General features: G+C 54.5%; 10 protein-coding genes. 5 read left to right on the plus strand and 5 right to left on the minus strand.

Going from position 1 to position 18,606, the window contains the following annotated elements; translation table 11 throughout:
* Nucleotide 1 precedes the first annotated feature (1 nt).
* The 5 genes from WMO46_RS07800 to WMO46_RS07820 all read left to right on the plus strand — a co-directional run bounded on the left by WMO46_RS07800 (nt 2) and on the right by WMO46_RS07820 (nt 9,982).
* Complete coding sequence (locus tag WMO46_RS07800) at nt 2-1,696, plus strand: RagB/SusD family nutrient uptake outer membrane protein (RefSeq protein ID WP_349094139.1); 1,695 nt, start codon at nt 2-4, stop codon at nt 1,694-1,696.
* Nucleotides 1,697-1,710: 14 nt separating this feature from the next.
* Nucleotides 1,711-2,733, plus strand: a complete 1,023-nt coding sequence (locus tag WMO46_RS07805; protein ID WP_349094140.1) for a DUF5627 domain-containing protein — start codon at nt 1,711-1,713, stop codon at nt 2,731-2,733.
* A gap of 11 nt (nt 2,734-2,744) precedes the next feature.
* Nucleotides 2,745-5,924 (plus strand): alpha-mannosidase, encoded by a 3,180-nt coding sequence (locus WMO46_RS07810; protein WP_349094141.1) that lies wholly within the window; start codon nt 2,745-2,747, stop codon nt 5,922-5,924.
* Between the two features lie 32 nt (nt 5,925-5,956).
* Nucleotides 5,957-9,364: a sulfatase-like hydrolase/transferase gene (locus tag WMO46_RS07815; protein ID WP_349094142.1), complete on the plus strand. Its 3,408-nt coding sequence runs from the start codon at nt 5,957-5,959 to the stop codon at nt 9,362-9,364.
* 102 nt (nt 9,365-9,466) lie between these two features.
* Nucleotides 9,467-9,982 carry a metallophosphoesterase gene (locus WMO46_RS07820; protein ID WP_349094143.1) on the plus strand — a complete coding sequence of 172 codons (516 nt, stop codon included), beginning with the start codon at nt 9,467-9,469 and terminating at the stop codon, nt 9,980-9,982.
* A 559-nt stretch (nt 9,983-10,541) separates the two neighbouring features.
* Here WMO46_RS07820 and WMO46_RS07825 read toward each other — a convergent pair.
* From WMO46_RS07825 to WMO46_RS07845, 5 genes are all read right to left on the minus strand, one after another.
* Nucleotides 10,542-13,265 carry a hybrid sensor histidine kinase/response regulator transcription factor gene (locus WMO46_RS07825; RefSeq protein ID WP_349094144.1) on the minus strand — a complete coding sequence of 908 codons (2,724 nt, stop codon included), beginning with the start codon at nt 13,263-13,265 and terminating at the stop codon, nt 10,542-10,544.
* A gap of 17 nt (nt 13,266-13,282) precedes the next feature.
* Nucleotides 13,283-13,780 (minus strand): carbohydrate-binding protein, encoded by a 498-nt coding sequence (locus tag WMO46_RS07830; RefSeq protein WP_349094145.1) that lies wholly within the window; start codon nt 13,778-13,780, stop codon nt 13,283-13,285.
* A 71-nt stretch (nt 13,781-13,851) separates the two neighbouring features.
* A complete protein-coding gene (locus tag WMO46_RS07835; protein ID WP_195496388.1) occupies nt 13,852-15,354 on the minus strand; it encodes a DUF4185 domain-containing protein in 1,503 nt (500 codons plus the stop codon).
* A 45-nt stretch (nt 15,355-15,399) separates the two neighbouring features.
* The gene (locus WMO46_RS07840) at nt 15,400-16,965 is read right to left on the minus strand and encodes a DUF4185 domain-containing protein (protein WP_019150840.1); all 1,566 of its coding nucleotides are present in this window, start codon (nt 16,963-16,965) and stop codon (nt 15,400-15,402) included.
* Between the two features lie 34 nt (nt 16,966-16,999).
* On the minus strand, nt 17,000-18,598 hold the full coding sequence (locus tag WMO46_RS07845) for a RagB/SusD family nutrient uptake outer membrane protein (RefSeq protein ID WP_349094146.1): 1,599 nt from the start codon (nt 18,596-18,598) through the stop codon (nt 17,000-17,002).
* Nucleotides 18,599-18,606: the final 8 nt, after the last annotated feature.

Here is an 18,606-nt window from a genome sequence, read left to right on the forward strand (position 1 = left end):
CATGAAACTGAAAAAACTGACCATCATAGCAGCCCTGTCTGTTCTTGCGGGTACGACCGGATGCACCGATTTTGTCGAGCCGGGCAAGGACAATGTGCTCACCCGTGAGGATGTCATTGCGAATCCGGTTCTGGCCGAAGGCATCTTGTTGAAAGCCTACGACAACCTGCCCACCACGCTCAACTATACGGAAGTGGCTGTGGACGACGCCCATTCGAACAACATTTCCAATGGTTACATGCTGGCCGCCCTGGGGGCCTGGCGTTCGACGAGCGATCCCTTTTCACAGTGGCGGAATTATACGCAGATCGCTTATATCAACTATTTCCTCGATCGGATCGTTGACGATGTGAAGTGGTCTTATACTTCCGAATGGCGTGCCGAGCACTTCCCCAACCGGCTCAAAGGCGAGGCATATGCGCTGCGCGCCTACCACCATTCGCTCATTCTGCAAGCGCATGCTGGCCGATCTTCTTCGGGGGAGTTGCTGGGCGTGCCTTATATGGATTGCTTTATCTCCTCGAAACAGGAGCAGGACGGTTTGCAACGGCTTCCGTTCACGGAATGCGTCGGAAAGATCGAAAAGGATATCGAACGGGCGTTGCAACTGTTGCCCGATCGCTATGAGAACGCCCCGACCGGTACGCCCGACAAGGAGGATTACGATGCTGTTTACGGTTCGCGCAATACCAACCGTATTTCGGGACTGGCCATGAAGATGCTGCGGGCACGAGTACGGTTGCTTGCGGCGAGCCCGGCGTTCAACCCGGCGAACAATACCGTACTGTGGGAGAAAGCAGCTGAATCTGCGGCTGAGGTTATCGACGCTTTCGGCGGATTGAGCAACTTGACGCCCAACCGCGTGGTCTTCTACCTCGATAAGAGTAATAAAGATATCCTCTGGCGGGAAGATTACACCAACAGCAGTAATCTCGAAAAAGCGCAATTTCCGCCCAGTCTCAACGGCAGCGGGCGTGTAAGCCCTTCGCAGAATTTCGTAGACGCCTTCCCGATGAAGTCGGGTTATCCGATCGATGCCGACGGTTCCGGGTTCGACAAACGGAATCCCTTCGAAGGACGCGATCCCCGGCTGGCTCAGTATGTCATTTACAACGGAATGGTATTCAAAGGTTCGGTCATCAATACGGTAGACCATCCCAGCAACGGCATTAACCGTACGGAGTATTCCACTTGTACGGGCTATTACCTGCGGAAGTTTACCAACGAATCGGTGAGTCTCGAAACGGGGAATGTGGTCCCGGCCATCCATTTCAATACGCTGATGCGTTTTACCGAGGCGTTTCTGATCTATGCCGAGGCGGCCAATGAAGCCTGGGGGCCGGACGGAACGGGCCCGAACACCTATTCGGCCAGGGATGTGATGGCGAAATTGCGCGAAACGGCCGGTCTCGACCAGCCCGACTCCTACCTGGCTTCGATCACCTCGCCGGCTGACATGCAACGGCTGATTCGCAACGAACGCCGTCTTGAACTCTGTTTCGAGCAGGTCCGTTTCTGGGATGTGCGCCGCTGGCTGGACTACGATGCCATGAACGCTCCGGTGCGGGGAACTTTCGACGGCGGCCTGACGGCTGTCGATGTCAAGGAGCGTGTTTTCGAACGTTATATGATCTACGGACCCATCCCCAACGACGATGTGGTGAAGGGTTTGATCCAGAACGACGGATGGAATTGATAAATTTCGGAAAAATGAAAAAGATATTTGCTTTCCTGTCGGCAGCCGTGCTGTTGAGTGCCTGCCATAACAAACCCTTCGATTACGAGGATTTCGACTATCAGACGGTCTGCTTCCCGTTTCAGTATCCTGTCCGGACGCTTTCGCTGGGCAACGACGTGCTCGACAACTCGCTGGACCGGGCCCACAAATTCAATATCGGCGTCGTGCTGGGCGGAGTCTACATCCACAACGACATTTCGCGCCGGGTCTATTACGAAGTGGACGAATCGCTGGTGAGCGACAACCTTTATAACCAAAACGACGAACGGATTCGGGTCCTGCCTTCGCGCTATTACAAACTTTCGACCGACGGCAGCGTCGAGATTCCCCAAGGCAAGCTCAACGGTCTGATTACGGTGCAGCTCGCCGATGAATTCTTCGATGATCCCCATGCCCATAAGGGGGTTTACGTGATTCCGATGCGCATCACCGAAGCCGACCGGGTCGATTCGATCCTTTCGGGGCGGGCTGCTGTGGCCAATCCCGACCTGCACGAGGCTGCCCATTGGGAGATCACTCCGAAGAACTACACTCTTTTCGGCGTGAAATACGTCAATCCTTATCATGGCAAATGGTTGCGACGCGGTGCGTTGATCGTGAAAAATCCTGCCGGCGAGGAGATCGACCGGATCGTTTACCGCACTGCCGACCTGGAGCTAAACGAAACGGTCAGCCTGACGACTGTTTCGATGAGCGACGTCGTGGGCGGCTGGCAGATCAAGGGGGAGAAATTCGCGCTGCGGCTCTCTGTGACCGACGGCGAGATCACCGTTTCGTCGCAGGAAAACGCCGCCATCGACGTTGCCGGAACTGGCCGGTATGTGGAGAACGACGCCGAGTGGGGCGGTACTGTCGAGAAACCCCGCAAACGCGACGTGCTCTACCTGAAATATGCTTACGACCGGGCCGACGGTAACCGGTGCGAGGTGTGCGACACGCTGGTTTTCCGCGACCGCGCTATCGTCTTTGAAGATAACAGACCTAAGATAAAATGAAACATTACGGATTGAAGCCCTTTTTTTGCGCTGCTGCCGTGATGCTTTTCGCAGGTACGGCGCAGCAGGCGCAGGGACAGACCCCCGCGAAGAAATACCGTGCCTATCTCGTGTCGAACGCCCATTTCGACACCCAGTGGCGTTGGGACGTACAACGGTCGATTGACGAATTCCTGCTGAACACGCTGGACCAGAATTTCCAGCTGTTGGAGGATTATCCCGGTTATCTCTTCAATTTCGAGGGTGCTGTCAAATATGCCTGGGCCAAGGAGTATTACCCTGAGCGTTACGAGCGGTTGAAAAAATACGTGGCCGAGGATCGCTGGCACCTGACCGGCAGTACGTGGGATGCCACGGACCCGAACGTGCCTTCGGCGGAGTCCTTCTTCCGCAACGTTTTGCTGGGACAGGAGTTCTTCAAGTCGGAATTCGGGCGGAAAGCGACCGATATTTTCTTGCCGGACTGTTTCGGATTCGGATATACGCTGCCTACGATTGCCGCCCATTGCGGGCTGATCGGGTTCTCAACCCAGAAGCTCGGTTGGCGCACGCGGCCTTTTCACGGGGATAAGAAATATCCTTTCCAGATCGGATTGTGGCGCGGTGTTGACGGTGCACAGGTCATGGCGGCGCTCGACGGCGGGGGATACGGCTGGAATCCCACGGGCGACCTGACCCGGAGCGAGGAATTGGTCCGGCGCGCTGAAGAGAGCGGGATCGGAACGGCATACCGTTATTACGGGACCCGTTCCACCGAGAAGCGCGGCGACAGGGGAGGTTCTCCGCTGCCGCGCACTGTGCGAAACCTGTTCCGTTATCTCGGAAGCGACGGGCCAGTGGAGCTGATCGTGGCCCGGGCCGATCAGTTGTATAAGGACTATCTGCCTTTTTCGGAGCATCCCGAACTGCCCGTTTACGACGGGGAGTTACTGATGGACGTTCACGGTACGGGTTGTTATACGGCCCATTCGGAACTCAAACGTTTCAACCGACGTAGCGAACAACTGGCCGATGCTGCCGAGCGTAGCAGTGTGATAGCCGACTACCTCGGAGCATTTGATTATCCGAAACAGGCGCTTGACGAGGAATGGCGGCGTTTCATCTGGCATCAGTTCCACGATGACCTGACCGGTACAAGCATTCCTCGCGCTTACGAATTTACGTGGAATGACTATCTGATTGCCCAAAGTCGTTTTGCCGACATGACTCAGACGGCCACGGGGGCTGTCGCATCGCTGCTCGATACCCGTACCAAAGGGGAGCCCGTCGTGGTCTACAATCCGTCGGCTTACCGCAATCGCACGCTTGCCGAGGCGGAGGTGGCTGTTCCGGCAGGTTGGGAAGGGGTTTCGGTCTATGGACCCGACGGCCGCCGCGTTCCGGCACAGGTGCTTTCGGTGCATGAAGGCCGTATGCGGTTCTTGTTCGCTGCCGACGTGCCTGCGGTGGGATATGCCGTCTACGACGCGCGCCCCGTGCGCTGGGCGTTCTCGGGCGGTGTGTTGAAAGCTTTCGGACGGACGGTGGAGAATCGTGTTTACCGTGTTTCACTCGACGAACGGGGCGACATCGTTTCGGTCTTGGACAAGCGGTATGGCCGGGAACTGGTTGGCAAAGGCGGATTCTTCGGTCTCGTGGCTTTCCCGGAAAACAAGTCGGACCGCTGGCCCGCCTGGGAGATACTCAAAGAGGTCGTGGACCGCCAGCCCGAAAGAGTGGGCGAGTGTGCCGAGATCACTGTCGAGGAGTGCGGACTGCTGCGGGCGACGCTTCGCGTGGTGCGTCGTTACGGAGCCTCGGAAATCGTTCAGCGTATTTCACTTACAGACGGTGCTGTGGACGACCGTATCGACGTATGCACGGAGGTTGACTGGCGGTCGCCGCGTACCTTGCTCAAAGCGCAGTTCCCGATGAGTTTCGAAAGTCCGAAGGCTCGTTACGACTTGGGAATCGGCACGGTCGAGCGAGGCAATAATACACCGACACAATACGAGGTCTATGCCCAGCATTGGGCCGGAATGGGTACGCCGGACGGTTGCTATGGAGTCGCGGTGCTCAATGATTGCAAATACGGCTGGGACAAACCCTCCGACGACAACCTGCGCTTGACGTTGCTTCACACCCCGACGGCCGACGGTGAATATTTCCCGTTTCAGTCTGCGCTCGACATCGGGCATCACCGTTTCACCTACTCGATTGTGGGGCATGCGGGCGATTACGTCGTTGGGGAGATTGTCCGCAAGGGCGAGCAGCTCAACCAGCGGTTGCTGACCTTCTCCGCACCCCGGCATGCCGGGGTGCTGGGGCGCAGCTACGGTTTTGTCGGATCGTCTGATGACGGAGTGGCGGTCAAAGCCGTGAAGAAGGCCGAGGACGGCGATGGATATATCGTCCGCGTCTATGAGACCGCGGGCGCTGCGCGGCAGGCCCGGCTGAAATTTCCTTCGGAGATAGTTTCCGCCGAGGAGGTGAACGGGATCGAAGAGCCCGTAGGTCCTGCGCTCTTTACCGGGCGAGAACTGTTGGTTTCGGTCGGTCGTTACGCTCCGAAAACCTATCGTGTGCGGCTGGCGGAGCCAGCCGTTCGGGTTCCGGAATACGGGCAGAAACAGGTGGCACTGCCGTTTAATGCGACGGTGATCTCGTCCGACGCTTTTTGTGCGCTGGCGAATATGGATTCGCTGTGGAACTCCTATTCCGGAGAATTGCTGACCCGGCGGGTCGTAGCGGACGGGATCGGTTTCCGTATCGGTGAACCCGATTTCGGGAACGCTGTTCGTTGTAGCGGACAGACGATCGCCCTGCCTGCGGGTGGTTACGACAAACTCTACCTGTTGGTAGCCTCTTCCGAGGGCGACCGCGATGCGGTCGTGGAGGTCGATGGCGTGAAACATGCTATCCGGGTGCCTTATTATTCCGGATATTATGGACAATGGGGCTGGGCCGATTACGGCACTTCTTACGTGCGTGAAGGGCGTCTGGCTCATGTTGGAACCCATCGCCACAATCCAGCCGACCGCAATGAAGCCTACGTGTTCACCTATCTTTACAAGGTGTGCCTCGAAATACCTCGCGGAGCCCGGGAACTGCGTCTGCCCGACGACCGGCAAGTCGTGCTTTTCGCTGCGACGCTTTCCGACGATCCTTGTTCCGAGGTGCACTACCTGACCGAACCGCGGGAATTACCTTAACAATACCGAACCTATAATAAACTGATAAACCGATGAAAATTCAGAATTATGTAAACCGGGCGCTGTTATTCAACGCTGCAATGATCTCCGCGGCAGGAAGTGCTTCCGCCGCCGGGGCGCAGGGAGCCTCCGAGGATTCCGGTCGTGCGGCGGCCGCTCCGCAGCGACCCAATGTAATCTTCTTCCTGGTGGACGACCTCGGCTGGAGCGACATCGCCTCGTTCGGCAGCCGCTTCTACGAAACACCCAACATCGATGCGCTGGGACGTGACGGTGTGCGCTTCACCAATGCCTATACGACCTGCCACGTCTCCTCACCGGCCCGTGCGAGCATCCTGACGGGGTGTTATCCGGCCACTATCAATATGACCGACTGGCTGCCTGGCCGTCGGGAGTTTCCTTTCCAGCAGTTACGCAACGTGGAGGTCAATCAGGATCTTCCCGCCGGAGTGCCGACCATCGCCGAGACACTGCACGATAACGGCTATCATACGGCCATCATCGGCAAGTGGCATCTGGGCGAAACGGGCTCCACACCCGAGGAGCACGGTTTCGACATGCACATCCCGCACGGTTACTTGAAGGGATGGCCCGCCCGCGGCTATATGGCTCCGTTTGGTATGAACGGCTTCGACGGTGAAAAGGGTGAATATCTCACCGATCGTCTTACGGACGAGGCGCTTCGTTATATCGAGAAGAATAGGAACGAGCCGTTTTTTCTTTTCATGTCTCATTTCGCCGTACACGATCCGATTCAGGGCCGGGCGGACCTGGTGGAGAAATATCGGAAGAAACTGCGCTCGATGCCGCCGTCGGAGCTGCCGCCCTTTATTCTGGAAGGAAACCCCGATGATCCCGATCCTGCTTCGGCCGAAGAGCTGCTGCGCTGTCTGGACGATCCGGCCTATGCTCCTCACAAGGCTTTGCCGCATCGCCGGGTGAAGATCAAGCAGATTCAGGACAATGTGGAGTTTGCGGCGATGGTCGAGAGCATGGACGAAAGTATGGGGCGTATTGTCGCCAAACTCAAAGAACTGGGGCTCTATGAAAATACGGTGATCGTCTTTTTCGCCGACAACGGCGGCATGTCGGCCGCCAATTACGGCGGTCCCAACCGCGTCATCCTGCCCGAGCAGCTCGATATGGCCTATTCCAGTTCGATGCTTCCGCTGCGCGGCGGCAAGGGGTGGATGTACGAGGGCGGTCTGCGCGTGCCGATGGTTGTGAAGGCTCCCGGATCGAAGTCCGGCGATTGCGACGAACCGGTGGTCAGCGTCGATTTCTATCCGACGCTTCTCAGCCTGACGGGAACGCCGCTTCCCCGCGGCAACAGAGCAGAGGGTGTGGATATCTCGCCGCTGCTCCGGAAGAAAAAGATGAAGGACCGTCCCATTTTCTGGCATTTCCCACATTACAGCAATCACGGTTTGCAGAGTCCCGGCGGCGCGGTCCGTTACGGGGACTACAAACTGATCGAATATTATGAGAACGGTACCGTGCAACTCTACGACTTGTCGAAGGACATCAGCGAGAAGCACGACCTCGCCGCTCGGATGCCCGAAAAGGTTGAAGAGCTGAAACGTATGCTCCATGAGTGGCGCGAATCGGTTGGGGCACGTATGATGCCCGAAAACCCGAATTTTGATGCCCGCATTGCAGCCAAACGCGAAGCCGAAGTCTGTCCCGACCGCTGGTGGCCGATGTTTACGCAGTACGACGGCGGCCTGTTCGGCGAACGGATGGATTTGTGGCGTAACCATCGTTTGTGGTATGTAGCCGGAGAGGATTTCATCCTCAAAGGTTTCGAGTCGCGTCCCGGCAAACATCCGTGGCAGGGCGAACATGTCGGCAAGTGGCTCCATGCGGCGACTCTTGCATATCATCATACCGGTGACAAAAAGCTCAAAGCGGTGCTGGACAGCGTCGTGGAGCGTCTGATCGCCACACAACTATCGGACGGTTACATGGGAACCTATGATGCCGCTTCGACCTTCATGGCCAAACCCGGCGACGGAACGAAGTACATGTGGGATGTCTGGACGCACCGCTATAATCTTTATGGACTGCTGACCTACGAATCGTTCTTCCCCGATGAGCGGGTGCTGGATGCCTGTCGCCGGATGGGCGACCTGCTGATCGCTACGTTCGGAGAAGGAAGAAACGATCTGACCAAAAACGGCACGCGGGCCGGTATGTCTTCCACGACGCTGCTCGAATCCATTGTGATGCTTTACGAGCGGACAGGGGAACGGCGCTACCTTGATTTTGCCGAACATATCGTCTCCGTGAGCGAAGCCAATGCGGACCTGCATCTGCTGGGCGAGATGCTCACGTCCGGGGCCGATTTGGTGAAACCGGGCGATGGCAAAGCCTACCAATTGCTGTCGAATCTGCTGGGATATTTCCGGTTGTATCAGGTGACGGGCGATGCTCGGTATCTCAAAGCCGTGCAGGCGGCATGGGGGAGCGTGCGCAAACACCATCTGCTTACAACGGGCGGTGTATGGAGCCGGGCTGCGGAGTATAACGGCAATAAGGAGTGTTTCGCTTATGATACGGCATTCGATCCCCGGCAGATCGTGGTGGAAAATTGTAGTAATGTGACCTGGATTCAGCTCTGCTTGCAGCTTTTCGACCTGACAGGTATGAGCAAGTTCATGGACGAAGCCGAAAGGTGTACTTTCAATGATCTGTTCGGACACCAGCATACGGACGGTGTGGACGGTTGTTACTATACCGCGCCCAACCAAAGCCGTCCGCCTTATGTGAATAAGATTCACTGCTGTAATTCGAGTGCCCCGCGGGCGATGGAGCTTATGGCGGACCATATTGCAGGCGAGATCGATAATTGTTTGTCCCTCAATATGCTGACTCCGGCCGTTGTGACGGTTAATACCAAATTCGGCGGCGGGCAGTTGATCATTTCCGGCAATTATCCGTTGGGCGACGAGGTAAACGTTGCGGTGAATATTGTTCGCCAGCCCCATATATACAAGGAGTACGCCATTGAGTTCCGGGTGCCGGTCAACACGCAGCTGAAACGCGTGGAGGTAAACGGTGCGGAGGTGAAATGTACCACCAACAAGCGGGGTTATGTCACGGTCAAGAGAACGTGGAAACCGGGCGACCGGATGCGCATCGTGCTCGATTACCGGCTTCGGGCCGATATTCAGTCGGGTGTCAATGGAAAGAAATGGGTTGCTTTCAGCTACGGCCCGCTGGCATTGGCGCAGCGGATTACTGCTGATGAAAATCCCGAACCTTTCGCCGGCATGGCGTTGGATACGCCCGAAGCGCGCAAAGCTCTGCTTGCCCGATTTGAAAAGAGGATATCGGACGGGGTTCCGCATTTCACGGTCGGGAATACCGGGGTTGTATTGATGCCTTATAGTTATGCCGGCAGCAAGGAGTCGGGGCCCCGAACCTACTTTGCTTTGTAATGATAACTGATAGTATGAGGGACCGGATTATTTCGGTCCCCTCGTACATTTTATCTTTGAGAGGTTGGAACCTGATTCTGAAATGTTATGTAAAATGTTATCATGAAATCGGCAATCAAAATTCTGTTTCTGTGTCTGGCGGTGTTGGAGATGTCGTGTGCGGTACAAAAGCCTGTCCGAATTGTTCTTATGCCTGATACGCAAAATTATGCGGAAACCCATCCTGACATTTTCAATTCTCAGACGGAATGGATTGCGGCCCACTGTGACAGCATCGCTTTCGTGCTTCAGCAGGGCGATATTACGAACCGTAATGCTGAAAGCCAATGGAAGGTGGCGGCTGAGGCAATGAGCCGCCTCGACGGTAAAGTGCCTTATGTCATGGCTGTCGGGAATCACGATCTGGGATTGAAAGGACGTACGAGGACTCGGGATTCTGGACTTTTCAACCGTTATTTTCCTTATGACAAATATGCCCGGACCAAAAATTTCGGAGGGGCCTTCGAAAATGGAGAACGTATGGTATACGTTTCGGACGGGAGGTGTGAAGTGGCTCGTATTGTCACTCGAATTTGGCCCTCGAGACAGTGTATTGGCATGGGCCGGAGCCGTCATTGACGCACATCCTCGGCATAAAGTCATTATTAACACACATGCTTACCTCTATTCGGATGATACTCGCATGGGGTCTGGGGACAAATGGCTGCCGGAGAGTTATGGTATTGGAAAAGACAAATCCTCGGGTTCGGTCAATAACGGATGTGGGACAGGTTGATCGGCCTGTATTCAAACCTCGTTTTTGTGTTCAGCGGCCATGTGCTGAACGATGGGACCGGATGTCTGATAAGTGAGGGCGTACATGGAAACCGAGTTTGTCAGATGATGGCTAATTATCAGGCCGGGACCGTTGGTTCGGTGAATGGAGGCAACGGTTTTCTGCGTATTCTGGGCATAGATGCGAAAAACGGGAGGGTGGTGGTGAGGAGTTACTCGCCCTATACGGATACTTTCCGGACGGAGCCGGATCATCGATTCGTCATAGAAGGGCTTGACTATAAGCGGTAGTTTTTGGATTGGAATCGAAAACGGATGTTTTTGTAAATATCCAGCGATTGACATTTCGAGCCTTCCCAGAGATAGGGTCTGACTCAAGTGTTTCGTAATTAAGGCTATATCTCTATTTCTGCGTTCGATACATATATTCCGTCGGGGTCATATTGTATACGCTTTTGAAGCATTTTGCAAAATAAGCGGGGGACGAGAATCCTACTGTATATGCGACTTCGCTTACATTGCGCCGTTGATCTGTTAATAGCTGAACAGCCTTCTGCAACCGGAAATTGCGCAGTAAATCCGACGGGGACATTCCGAAAATACTTGTAATTTTCCGATAAAGCAATATTCTCGACATGCCTAACATATCGCTCATCAGTTCGATTTTGAAATTGCTGTCGCTATGCTGCGCCTCGATCAGGTCGAAGAGCTTATCCCGGAACACATCGTCCACGCAAGGGAGGTTTGCGGCTTCGTGCCTCGTCAGACGGCCGAATTTTTGGGCGAACGTATCGGCAAGGCGCCTCCGCTCTTCGATGATCCGGATAATTTTCAGACGGACATACTGCATATTGAACGGCTTGTGAATATATTCATCGGCTCCTTCTGCAATTCCGTAAATCCGTTGGTTGTCATCCGAAAGAGCCGTAAGCAACACGATCGGAATATGACAGGTCGCTATATTCGATTTTATGTTGCTGCACAACTGGAATCCGTTGAGCGCGGGCATCAGCACATCACTCAGAATCAGCGACACTTCATTATCCATCACGGCTTTGACGGCATCGTAACCGTTATTGACGGCAATAACGCGGAAGTTCGTTGAAAGTTCGTCCTTAAGATAGGCGAGTATCTCGGGATCATCTTCGGCAATGACGATCGTTTCGTCGTATTTCTTGGCTAATAGCGCATCGACCTTATTGTCGTCGATCACCTCGTCCGCAAGATAATTCGTCGGAAGAGTTTCGTCGAAAGCGGCATTTTCTCCGAAGTGCGATTTTCCCTTGAACAATTCGACCCGGAAAACGGTATAGGCCCCCGGAAGACTATCCGCCGTTATGTGTCCATGATGCAGCTCGACATATTCCCGAGTCAGGTGCAATCCGATCCCCGTACTGTAATTCGATGTGTTTTTGAGCGCATAAAAACGATCGAAAATCCGGGGAAGGCTCTCTTTGTCTATACCTTTCCCGTTATCCTCGACTTCGATCAGTACACTCGGACCGTTGTCTGTCACCGACACCAGGATCGTACCGTATTTGGGCGAATATTTGAAAGCATTGGAAAGCAGGTTGAGCAACACCTGTTCGATTTTATCGGTATCGATCCACAACTGCTGATGCGGCGTGTCCGTACGGAATTTATAGACGATCTTTTCCGTTTCGGCATAAGTCTCGAAATAACTGAGTATCTCTTGCGTAAACTGCACGATATCCACTTGTTTCAGCGTAAGCATCATTTTATTATTTTCGATCTTTCGGAAATCGAGAATCTGATTCACGACATTCAGCAGGTGGCGCGCGTTACGCTGAATCGTCCAGATATTACGTTGAATTTCGGGGTCCTTTTCCCGCTTGACGATGCTGTCGAGCGGATTGAGGATCAACGTCAGCGGAGTGCGGATTTCGTGGGTAATGTTCGTAAAGAACTGTAATTTGTGAGCCGTTACATTCTCTATCTGGGCATGTTTGTCCATCAACTCACGGGTGGCAATTTCGATTTCTGTGTTTTTTGCGGTCAGAATTTCGTTGCGGCGTCGGAGACGCAGATTCAATCGGATGGCATAGATACCCATTCCTCCCGCAATAAGGGCGATAATTATGACGGCCCACAATGAATATTTCAGATTGTCAACGCTCCGGTCATATTGTTCAAGGACCGTTTTCTGTTTGTTGATCTGTTCCTGATAACTGACTATCTGTTCCTGCTGCGCCTTGAGCGTGTAGGCATTGTGAGAATCGACGAGTGCCGATTGCAGTTGGTAGCTCTTCTCTACCCGTTTGCCAAGAAGGATACGCCGGGCGATCGCCATGACCTTGTCTCCTCCCGTGGGATAGAGGAATGAGGCTTGCAGTCTGCCGTCGAGAACCGCATCTACTCCGACGAGCGCATCTATTCCGATGAATTTTATCCGCTGCGCACTGAGCGAATCGGCTTCATTGATCGCATCGTAGGCCGCCAGCGCCATATCGTCGTTATGGGCGAAAATCAGGTCGATATTCCGGTATTGTCCGATCGCCTCTATGCGCTCTTTTGCCACTTCGGGTTTCCAATCCCCGGAGATCGTATGCACCGAATAGCTTTCACTCGCTTCGGCAAGGAATCCCTTGTGTCGTTCCACCGCGGGTGAGGAGCTCATCAGACCGGTGATTTCGAGAATCGTGGACCCCTCGGGCAACAGGGTATTGATATAGCGTCCTACGTCACGGCCTATGTCGTAATTATCGGCGCTGATACAGGTCGTATAATGGTCCGAATGTATTTTACGGTCCCAAATGATCGTCGGAATTCCCATGTCGAAGGCTTCGACGGCGATCGGTGTCACCGGCTCCGATTCGTTAGGCGAGATGATGAGCAGATCGACCTTCGCCTCGATGAATTCCCGGATCTGATCGATCTGCAACTGCGTATTGTTATGCGCATTGCTGACCACGATGCTCAATTCCGGATATTTGGCCGCTTCGGCTTGCATTTGGATCATCATGATCTGACGCCACAGGTCGTTGGTGCATTGGGAGAATCCGATCACATAATGACGCTTGGGCTCCGAGATCGATTCACGACGGCAGCCGTTCGTCATCATGCATATGGCAAGCAGTAAAAACAGACGGATTGAGCGATGCGGCATAATACGCGAATTTATAATTATTTTATCATATTCAGGCTGAAATCATCGACAAAATAGGTTGAATTCCGGTCTGTCCAGACGCCGCAGAAAACAATGAGTTCCTGCTCCTCGCCGGAATCGAAATCCAGCGCCATTCGGGTCCAATCCCTGCCGAACAGCAGAAATAGTCTGTCTTTTAAGACACTGCCGTCGGGCCGGCGCATGCCGATATACACGCCGTTCGTCAGCGGAGGCAGTGACATGCGGGCGAATGCGGAAAGCCGGTATTCCTTTCCGGGCATCACTTTTATTTTCTGTATGCAGATGTCGGACCAGACAGGTATATAACGGGGCGTTTCGACATACAGGGCGCAGGCGAACTTTCCCGCATGTGCCTCGGATGTCAATTCGGACTTTCCGATGTCCCACATCTTCGCAGACTCTTCGAATCCGCCGTCGGCGAGCAGGTTTTCCCCGCCGTGCGGCGAGCAGGCGAACAGAATACAACTTATCAGCGGTAAAATGATCTTGTGCATAAAGTCGGATCTTAAAAACGGATACCCGGCCGTGCATGACACGGCCAGGTTCCGTCGGATGTCAGAGGGAGTTACAGTTGCGAAACGATAAAATACATATTGTCGCCCGACGAGTAGGGATAAACGGATGGCGAGAACCAGCCGCCCTGATTGGCATTGTCGAGCGCCAGCAGTTTTTCACCCGACCAGTCGCCTTCGGGAGAACCGGCATCGCGGTAGACCAGACCGCCCGTCGTTCCCGAACGGTAAACCATAATATAGCGTTTGTGAGCCGCATTATAGGTTACGCACATTTCGGAAGCGTTGCCATAGGTGATCGCCGCCGCCGATTCGGGATCTCCCGCCACCCAGTCGGTACCGTCCCAATAGGTCCAGTTGGCCGCTGTTGCAATATCACCGTCGCTTTTGATACGCGCGACGTATATCTTGGGCGTGGAACGGCCTGCGTCCGAACCGAACATGTAAAGATACCTGTCGCTCAAATAGAATGCCGCCTGTACGAAATGTCCTGCTCCACTCCAACGTCCGCGTATCTCGCGGGTCCAGCTTTTACCGCCGTCTGCCGATGATAACAATCCGGAAAAGTTCGCCGTCCATGCGTCGCTGTCTTCGGGATCGAGCGACTTGAACGAATAATAATGGATATACTGTTTGCCGTTGACGGTCACACCGGCCGTCGGAACACAGGCGGTTTCACCGTCTCCCGACGGTTCGAGAATGGGAACGATACCGTCGCTGCCGGGCGAAACCTGTGCGATATAGAATCCATCATCGGGATTCATGTCGTTCGACAATGCGAATGCGTTTGCATAATGCTTGCCTCCGGCCGAAACATCGGCCAGCGCCATGGAAACCGTATTGTTCGGTCCGGCCCAGATGACGGCTTTACCTGCAAACGAAATATCCGTAAACGAAGCGTTCGAAACGGTTCCCGTTGCCAGGCAGGCGTCCAATTTGGTCGAGGTCTGGGTGGTGCCGGTCGGAACGAGTCTGAAATCGTCCAGTGCGACCCATACTCCGGGATAGCCCCACGCTCCGCAAAACACATTGCCCTGCGTATAGTCGCCGGAATTGAACTCCTTGGTGAATTCGGTCCATACATCGGGATTCCAATCGCCTGCCTGTCCGTCGTAAATCGGGCCGCCTTCCAGCCGGACGCCCGTAAAGGCATTCATTCCGGTCCACGAAGCCTGTCCGAAGCAGGAGAAGGTGTAATCCTTTCCCTTTTTGAGTGCGATCGATTGCAGGCAGGCATCGCACCAGTTGCCGTCGTTGGGATTTTCGAGTTTCAGGGCGACCTGACCGTTGTGTGCCTGCGTGTGCTTCGACACCAGCGAAGGCTCCTTGTACGCTCCTTCGAAATACCAGAGCGAACGGTAGTCGATCGCTTCATCGGGGAAAAGCTCGAAGCCGGGTTCGGAAATCATATTGAACTCGTCCGCCGCGAACGTGGCTTTCATCAGGGTGATGTTCGAAAGCTGCGTCGGATCGGGATTGAGTTTGATGTCGCTGCCGCCCTCCTCTTTATCGTCGGTGCATCCGGCGGCGCATGCAGCGGACAGCAAAAGTAACATTGCGAAATAACGGTTTTTCATGGTTTTTTGTTTTTTGGTTGTAGGTTATTCTGTTTTTACGGGTTTCAGACAAATATCGTCTACGGTGAGCGTCATTCCGGGAGCGCCCCAAACTCCGAAAAAGACATCGGCACTTACAGCCTGACCGGCATTGAATTCACAACCGAAGCGTGTCCATTCGCCGGCCCGGGCTGTGCCTGTTATGTCGTGGATCGTTCCGTCGGGCAAGCGGACCCCGACGTAGGCACCCTCGGGAAGCGCCTCTTCGGATTTTACCCAGCACTCGACCGTGTAATCGGCGTTCTGCTGCAAGGAAACCGTCTGAGTGCATACGTCCTGCCACTCGCCGGAATTCGTATTTGAGAAACGGCAGGCGATCTTGCCGCTGTGCGCATCGCGCGAAGTGAGGGCCGCCGCATTCATATGCCACATCGTCTTGTAGCTCAACGCCTGAGTCGGGTGTTCTTCGAAACCTCCTTCTGCGAGCAGATTGATCCCCGCCTGATCCCAGTCGAGGTCGGCACGCATCAGGAAAACATTCCATGTAGGCACGGCATGAGAGATGACAAACCACAATTCGTCGTCTTCGTTGAACCACGGGTGAATGTAGGGAGCGTAAAGCGCATTGCCATCCTCGTACATGATGATCTTCTCGCCCGACCAGTCTCCTTCGGGAGAGGGGGCGTCCCGGTAAACGATGGCCCGCTGATTGACCGACAGATACATCATCATATACCGTTTGTAACGGCTGTTGTAGGCAACGGTCATTTCAGACGCCGTTCCCCGTGCGACGGGCTCTGCCGCCTGTTCGTCGCGCTCCCAGCCGCCGCCCGTCCAGTATTCGTAGGCCGATTTGTCGAGGAGCTTCGTTTCGCTGACACGCGCCAGATAGACGTTGCCGTAACGTCCCGAATGTGTGCCGTACATATATACCAGCCCGTTTTCCTTCAGATAGGCGATCTGCGTGAAATTGCTGTCGGCATTCCATTTGACGCCCGAACGGGTCCATGCGGCCCCATAATTATCCGAGTAAACGATTTCGCTGTAATTCACCGACCAATAATCGTTATCACCCGTAGGGGTCCAGTCGTGGACACTCATGTAGTTCAGGTACTGACGGGTGCCGACCGCAATGCCTCCCGTAGGAATGCAGGTCACTTCGTATTCCGAACCATCGGGATACTGCCCGGTTTTGGCCCGGGAGACGACGATCTCCTTTACGGCATTGCCGTCCATCAGCATCCCCGAATAATAAAGTCCGTCCGTCAAGTCACGATCCGAAGAGAGTGCGATGGCGTTCGATTTCCAGTTACCGCCTCCGTAGTCGAAATTATCGCCGAATACACACATGACCGTCCCGTTGCCGGCATCCCACATATTGCTGTAATCGGTACGTCCGATATTGAACCGGGCGTCCGTTCGGTTGGGATTGGGAATCGTTTCTCCGCTTTCCGAACGTCCGGTGACGCGCGCCACGAGCGTTATGTTATCCGGCAGCAGCGTCCCTGTTTCGACAGGTTCAGGTCCCGGCGGTTCCGGATCGGGAATCTCCGTATCGGATGCCGACGAGCAATCCGGCAGCAGAAATAGGACGGCAATCAGGAACAACATGCCTCTGATCCCGGATACGGGACATCTGTCTGTTTTAATAAGAATATCCATCATTTTGGCGAAGGTTAATGTTGGAAAGCAGTTCGGAAGAGGGTATCGGATACAATTCGAGATATTTCTTCTGTTTGGGCGTGTGGAATGTCCAGCTTCCGTTTACATAGAGATCCCATCGGATCAGCTGTTCGCGCCGCATCCCTTCGCCCGTGAACTCGCGTCCGAGCTCTTTCAGAAATTCACCGTAAGGCACGGATACGCCGTCAACGACAGTCGAGGCGGACAACTGTTCGGCTGTCAGTTCGCGCACGGATTGGGGCAGAGATGGGTCGAAACTGCGTCTGCGCACCTCGTTCACGATGTCGGTGGCTCCCTGTGCATCTCCGCTGCGAAGCAGACATTCGGCCTTCATCATCAGGGTCTCTCCGAGGCGGAACACGACCCAGTCCTGATCGGTCTCCCACTTCTGGCCGATCTTGATCTCGTACTTTCCGAAGCGGTAGCCGTCGAATTCACGGGCGGCGTCGATCGAGGCGATTTCGTTGACATAATTGAAGGGTGTCACACCGTCGGTAAAATAGAGCGGCTGCTTGGTGAGATAGTCGTACTGCTGTCCCATGCAGTAACTCTGCCTGTAACGTTTGTCATTGTAATGATCGGGATCGGAGGCATCGAATGTCTCTTTTACGTACGAAGGCACGGCGCGCAATCCATTGTAACCGCCCGATCCCGCGTTGTAGATCGGCTTGCAGGCCCAGTGCTGGGTTTTGGCATAGATGCAGTGAAAAATCGGCGATCCCGTCGTTTCGTCGTACGGCACTGCGAAAATGATTTCGGGCGACGTTTCGCTTTGCAGACTGAAAATATTGGAAAAGCTGTCGTCGAGCTGGTATTTCGTAGACCCGATTATCTCGTTGCAAAGGATGAGCGTACTGTCGCGCTTGGCGGCATATTCACTGCCGAGCCACGATTCGGCATTCAGATACACCTTTGCCAGCAGATGCTTGGCTGCCCACTTGTTAAAACGGCTGTACCGCTGCTCTTCGGGCAGTTTGTCCATGCTCTCGCGCAGTTCCCGTACGACGAAGTCATACACCTCTTTCCGGTCGCGCGTCGTGGGCATATAATCTTTCGGCACGTCGTAGGTCTCCATGATCGGCACATTCCCGAAAAGAGACAGCAGGTAATAATAATAGAATGCACGCACGGCACGAACTTCAGCCAGTGTTTGCTCGTCGAGCTCCAGTCCGGCCTCTTCGAACTGATGCAGCACCCGGTTGCAGCAGGTCGTAATGCCATACCACAAGTGGCTCCAACAAGTGCTGAAATGGGGATCGGTCGATTTCCATTCGTGATTGTCCAGCCGCAGCCAGATACCGCCGTCATACCAGCCTCCGTCCGAATTGGTCGGAATGACCCAGGCATCGGTTCCGAGTTCGGTCAGATCCCAGATGCTGCGGTCCTCGTTGAACCAGCGCATCTGCCCGTACATGGGCGTCAGCAGGTAGGCCGAACTCTGTTCGCTGTCGTCCAGAATCTTGTCGATTGTCATATCGCTGTAAATATCCGGATCGAGATTCGTGCATGAAGCCAGCAGGAGTGCGCATGCTCCGGACAGACGTATTATTTTTCGTTTCATGGTTTTGA

Origin of the sequence: Alistipes intestinihominis, from assembly GCF_040095975.1 — a bacterium.
GTDB classification, from domain to species: domain Bacteria; phylum Bacteroidota; class Bacteroidia; order Bacteroidales; family Rikenellaceae; genus Alistipes; species Alistipes senegalensis.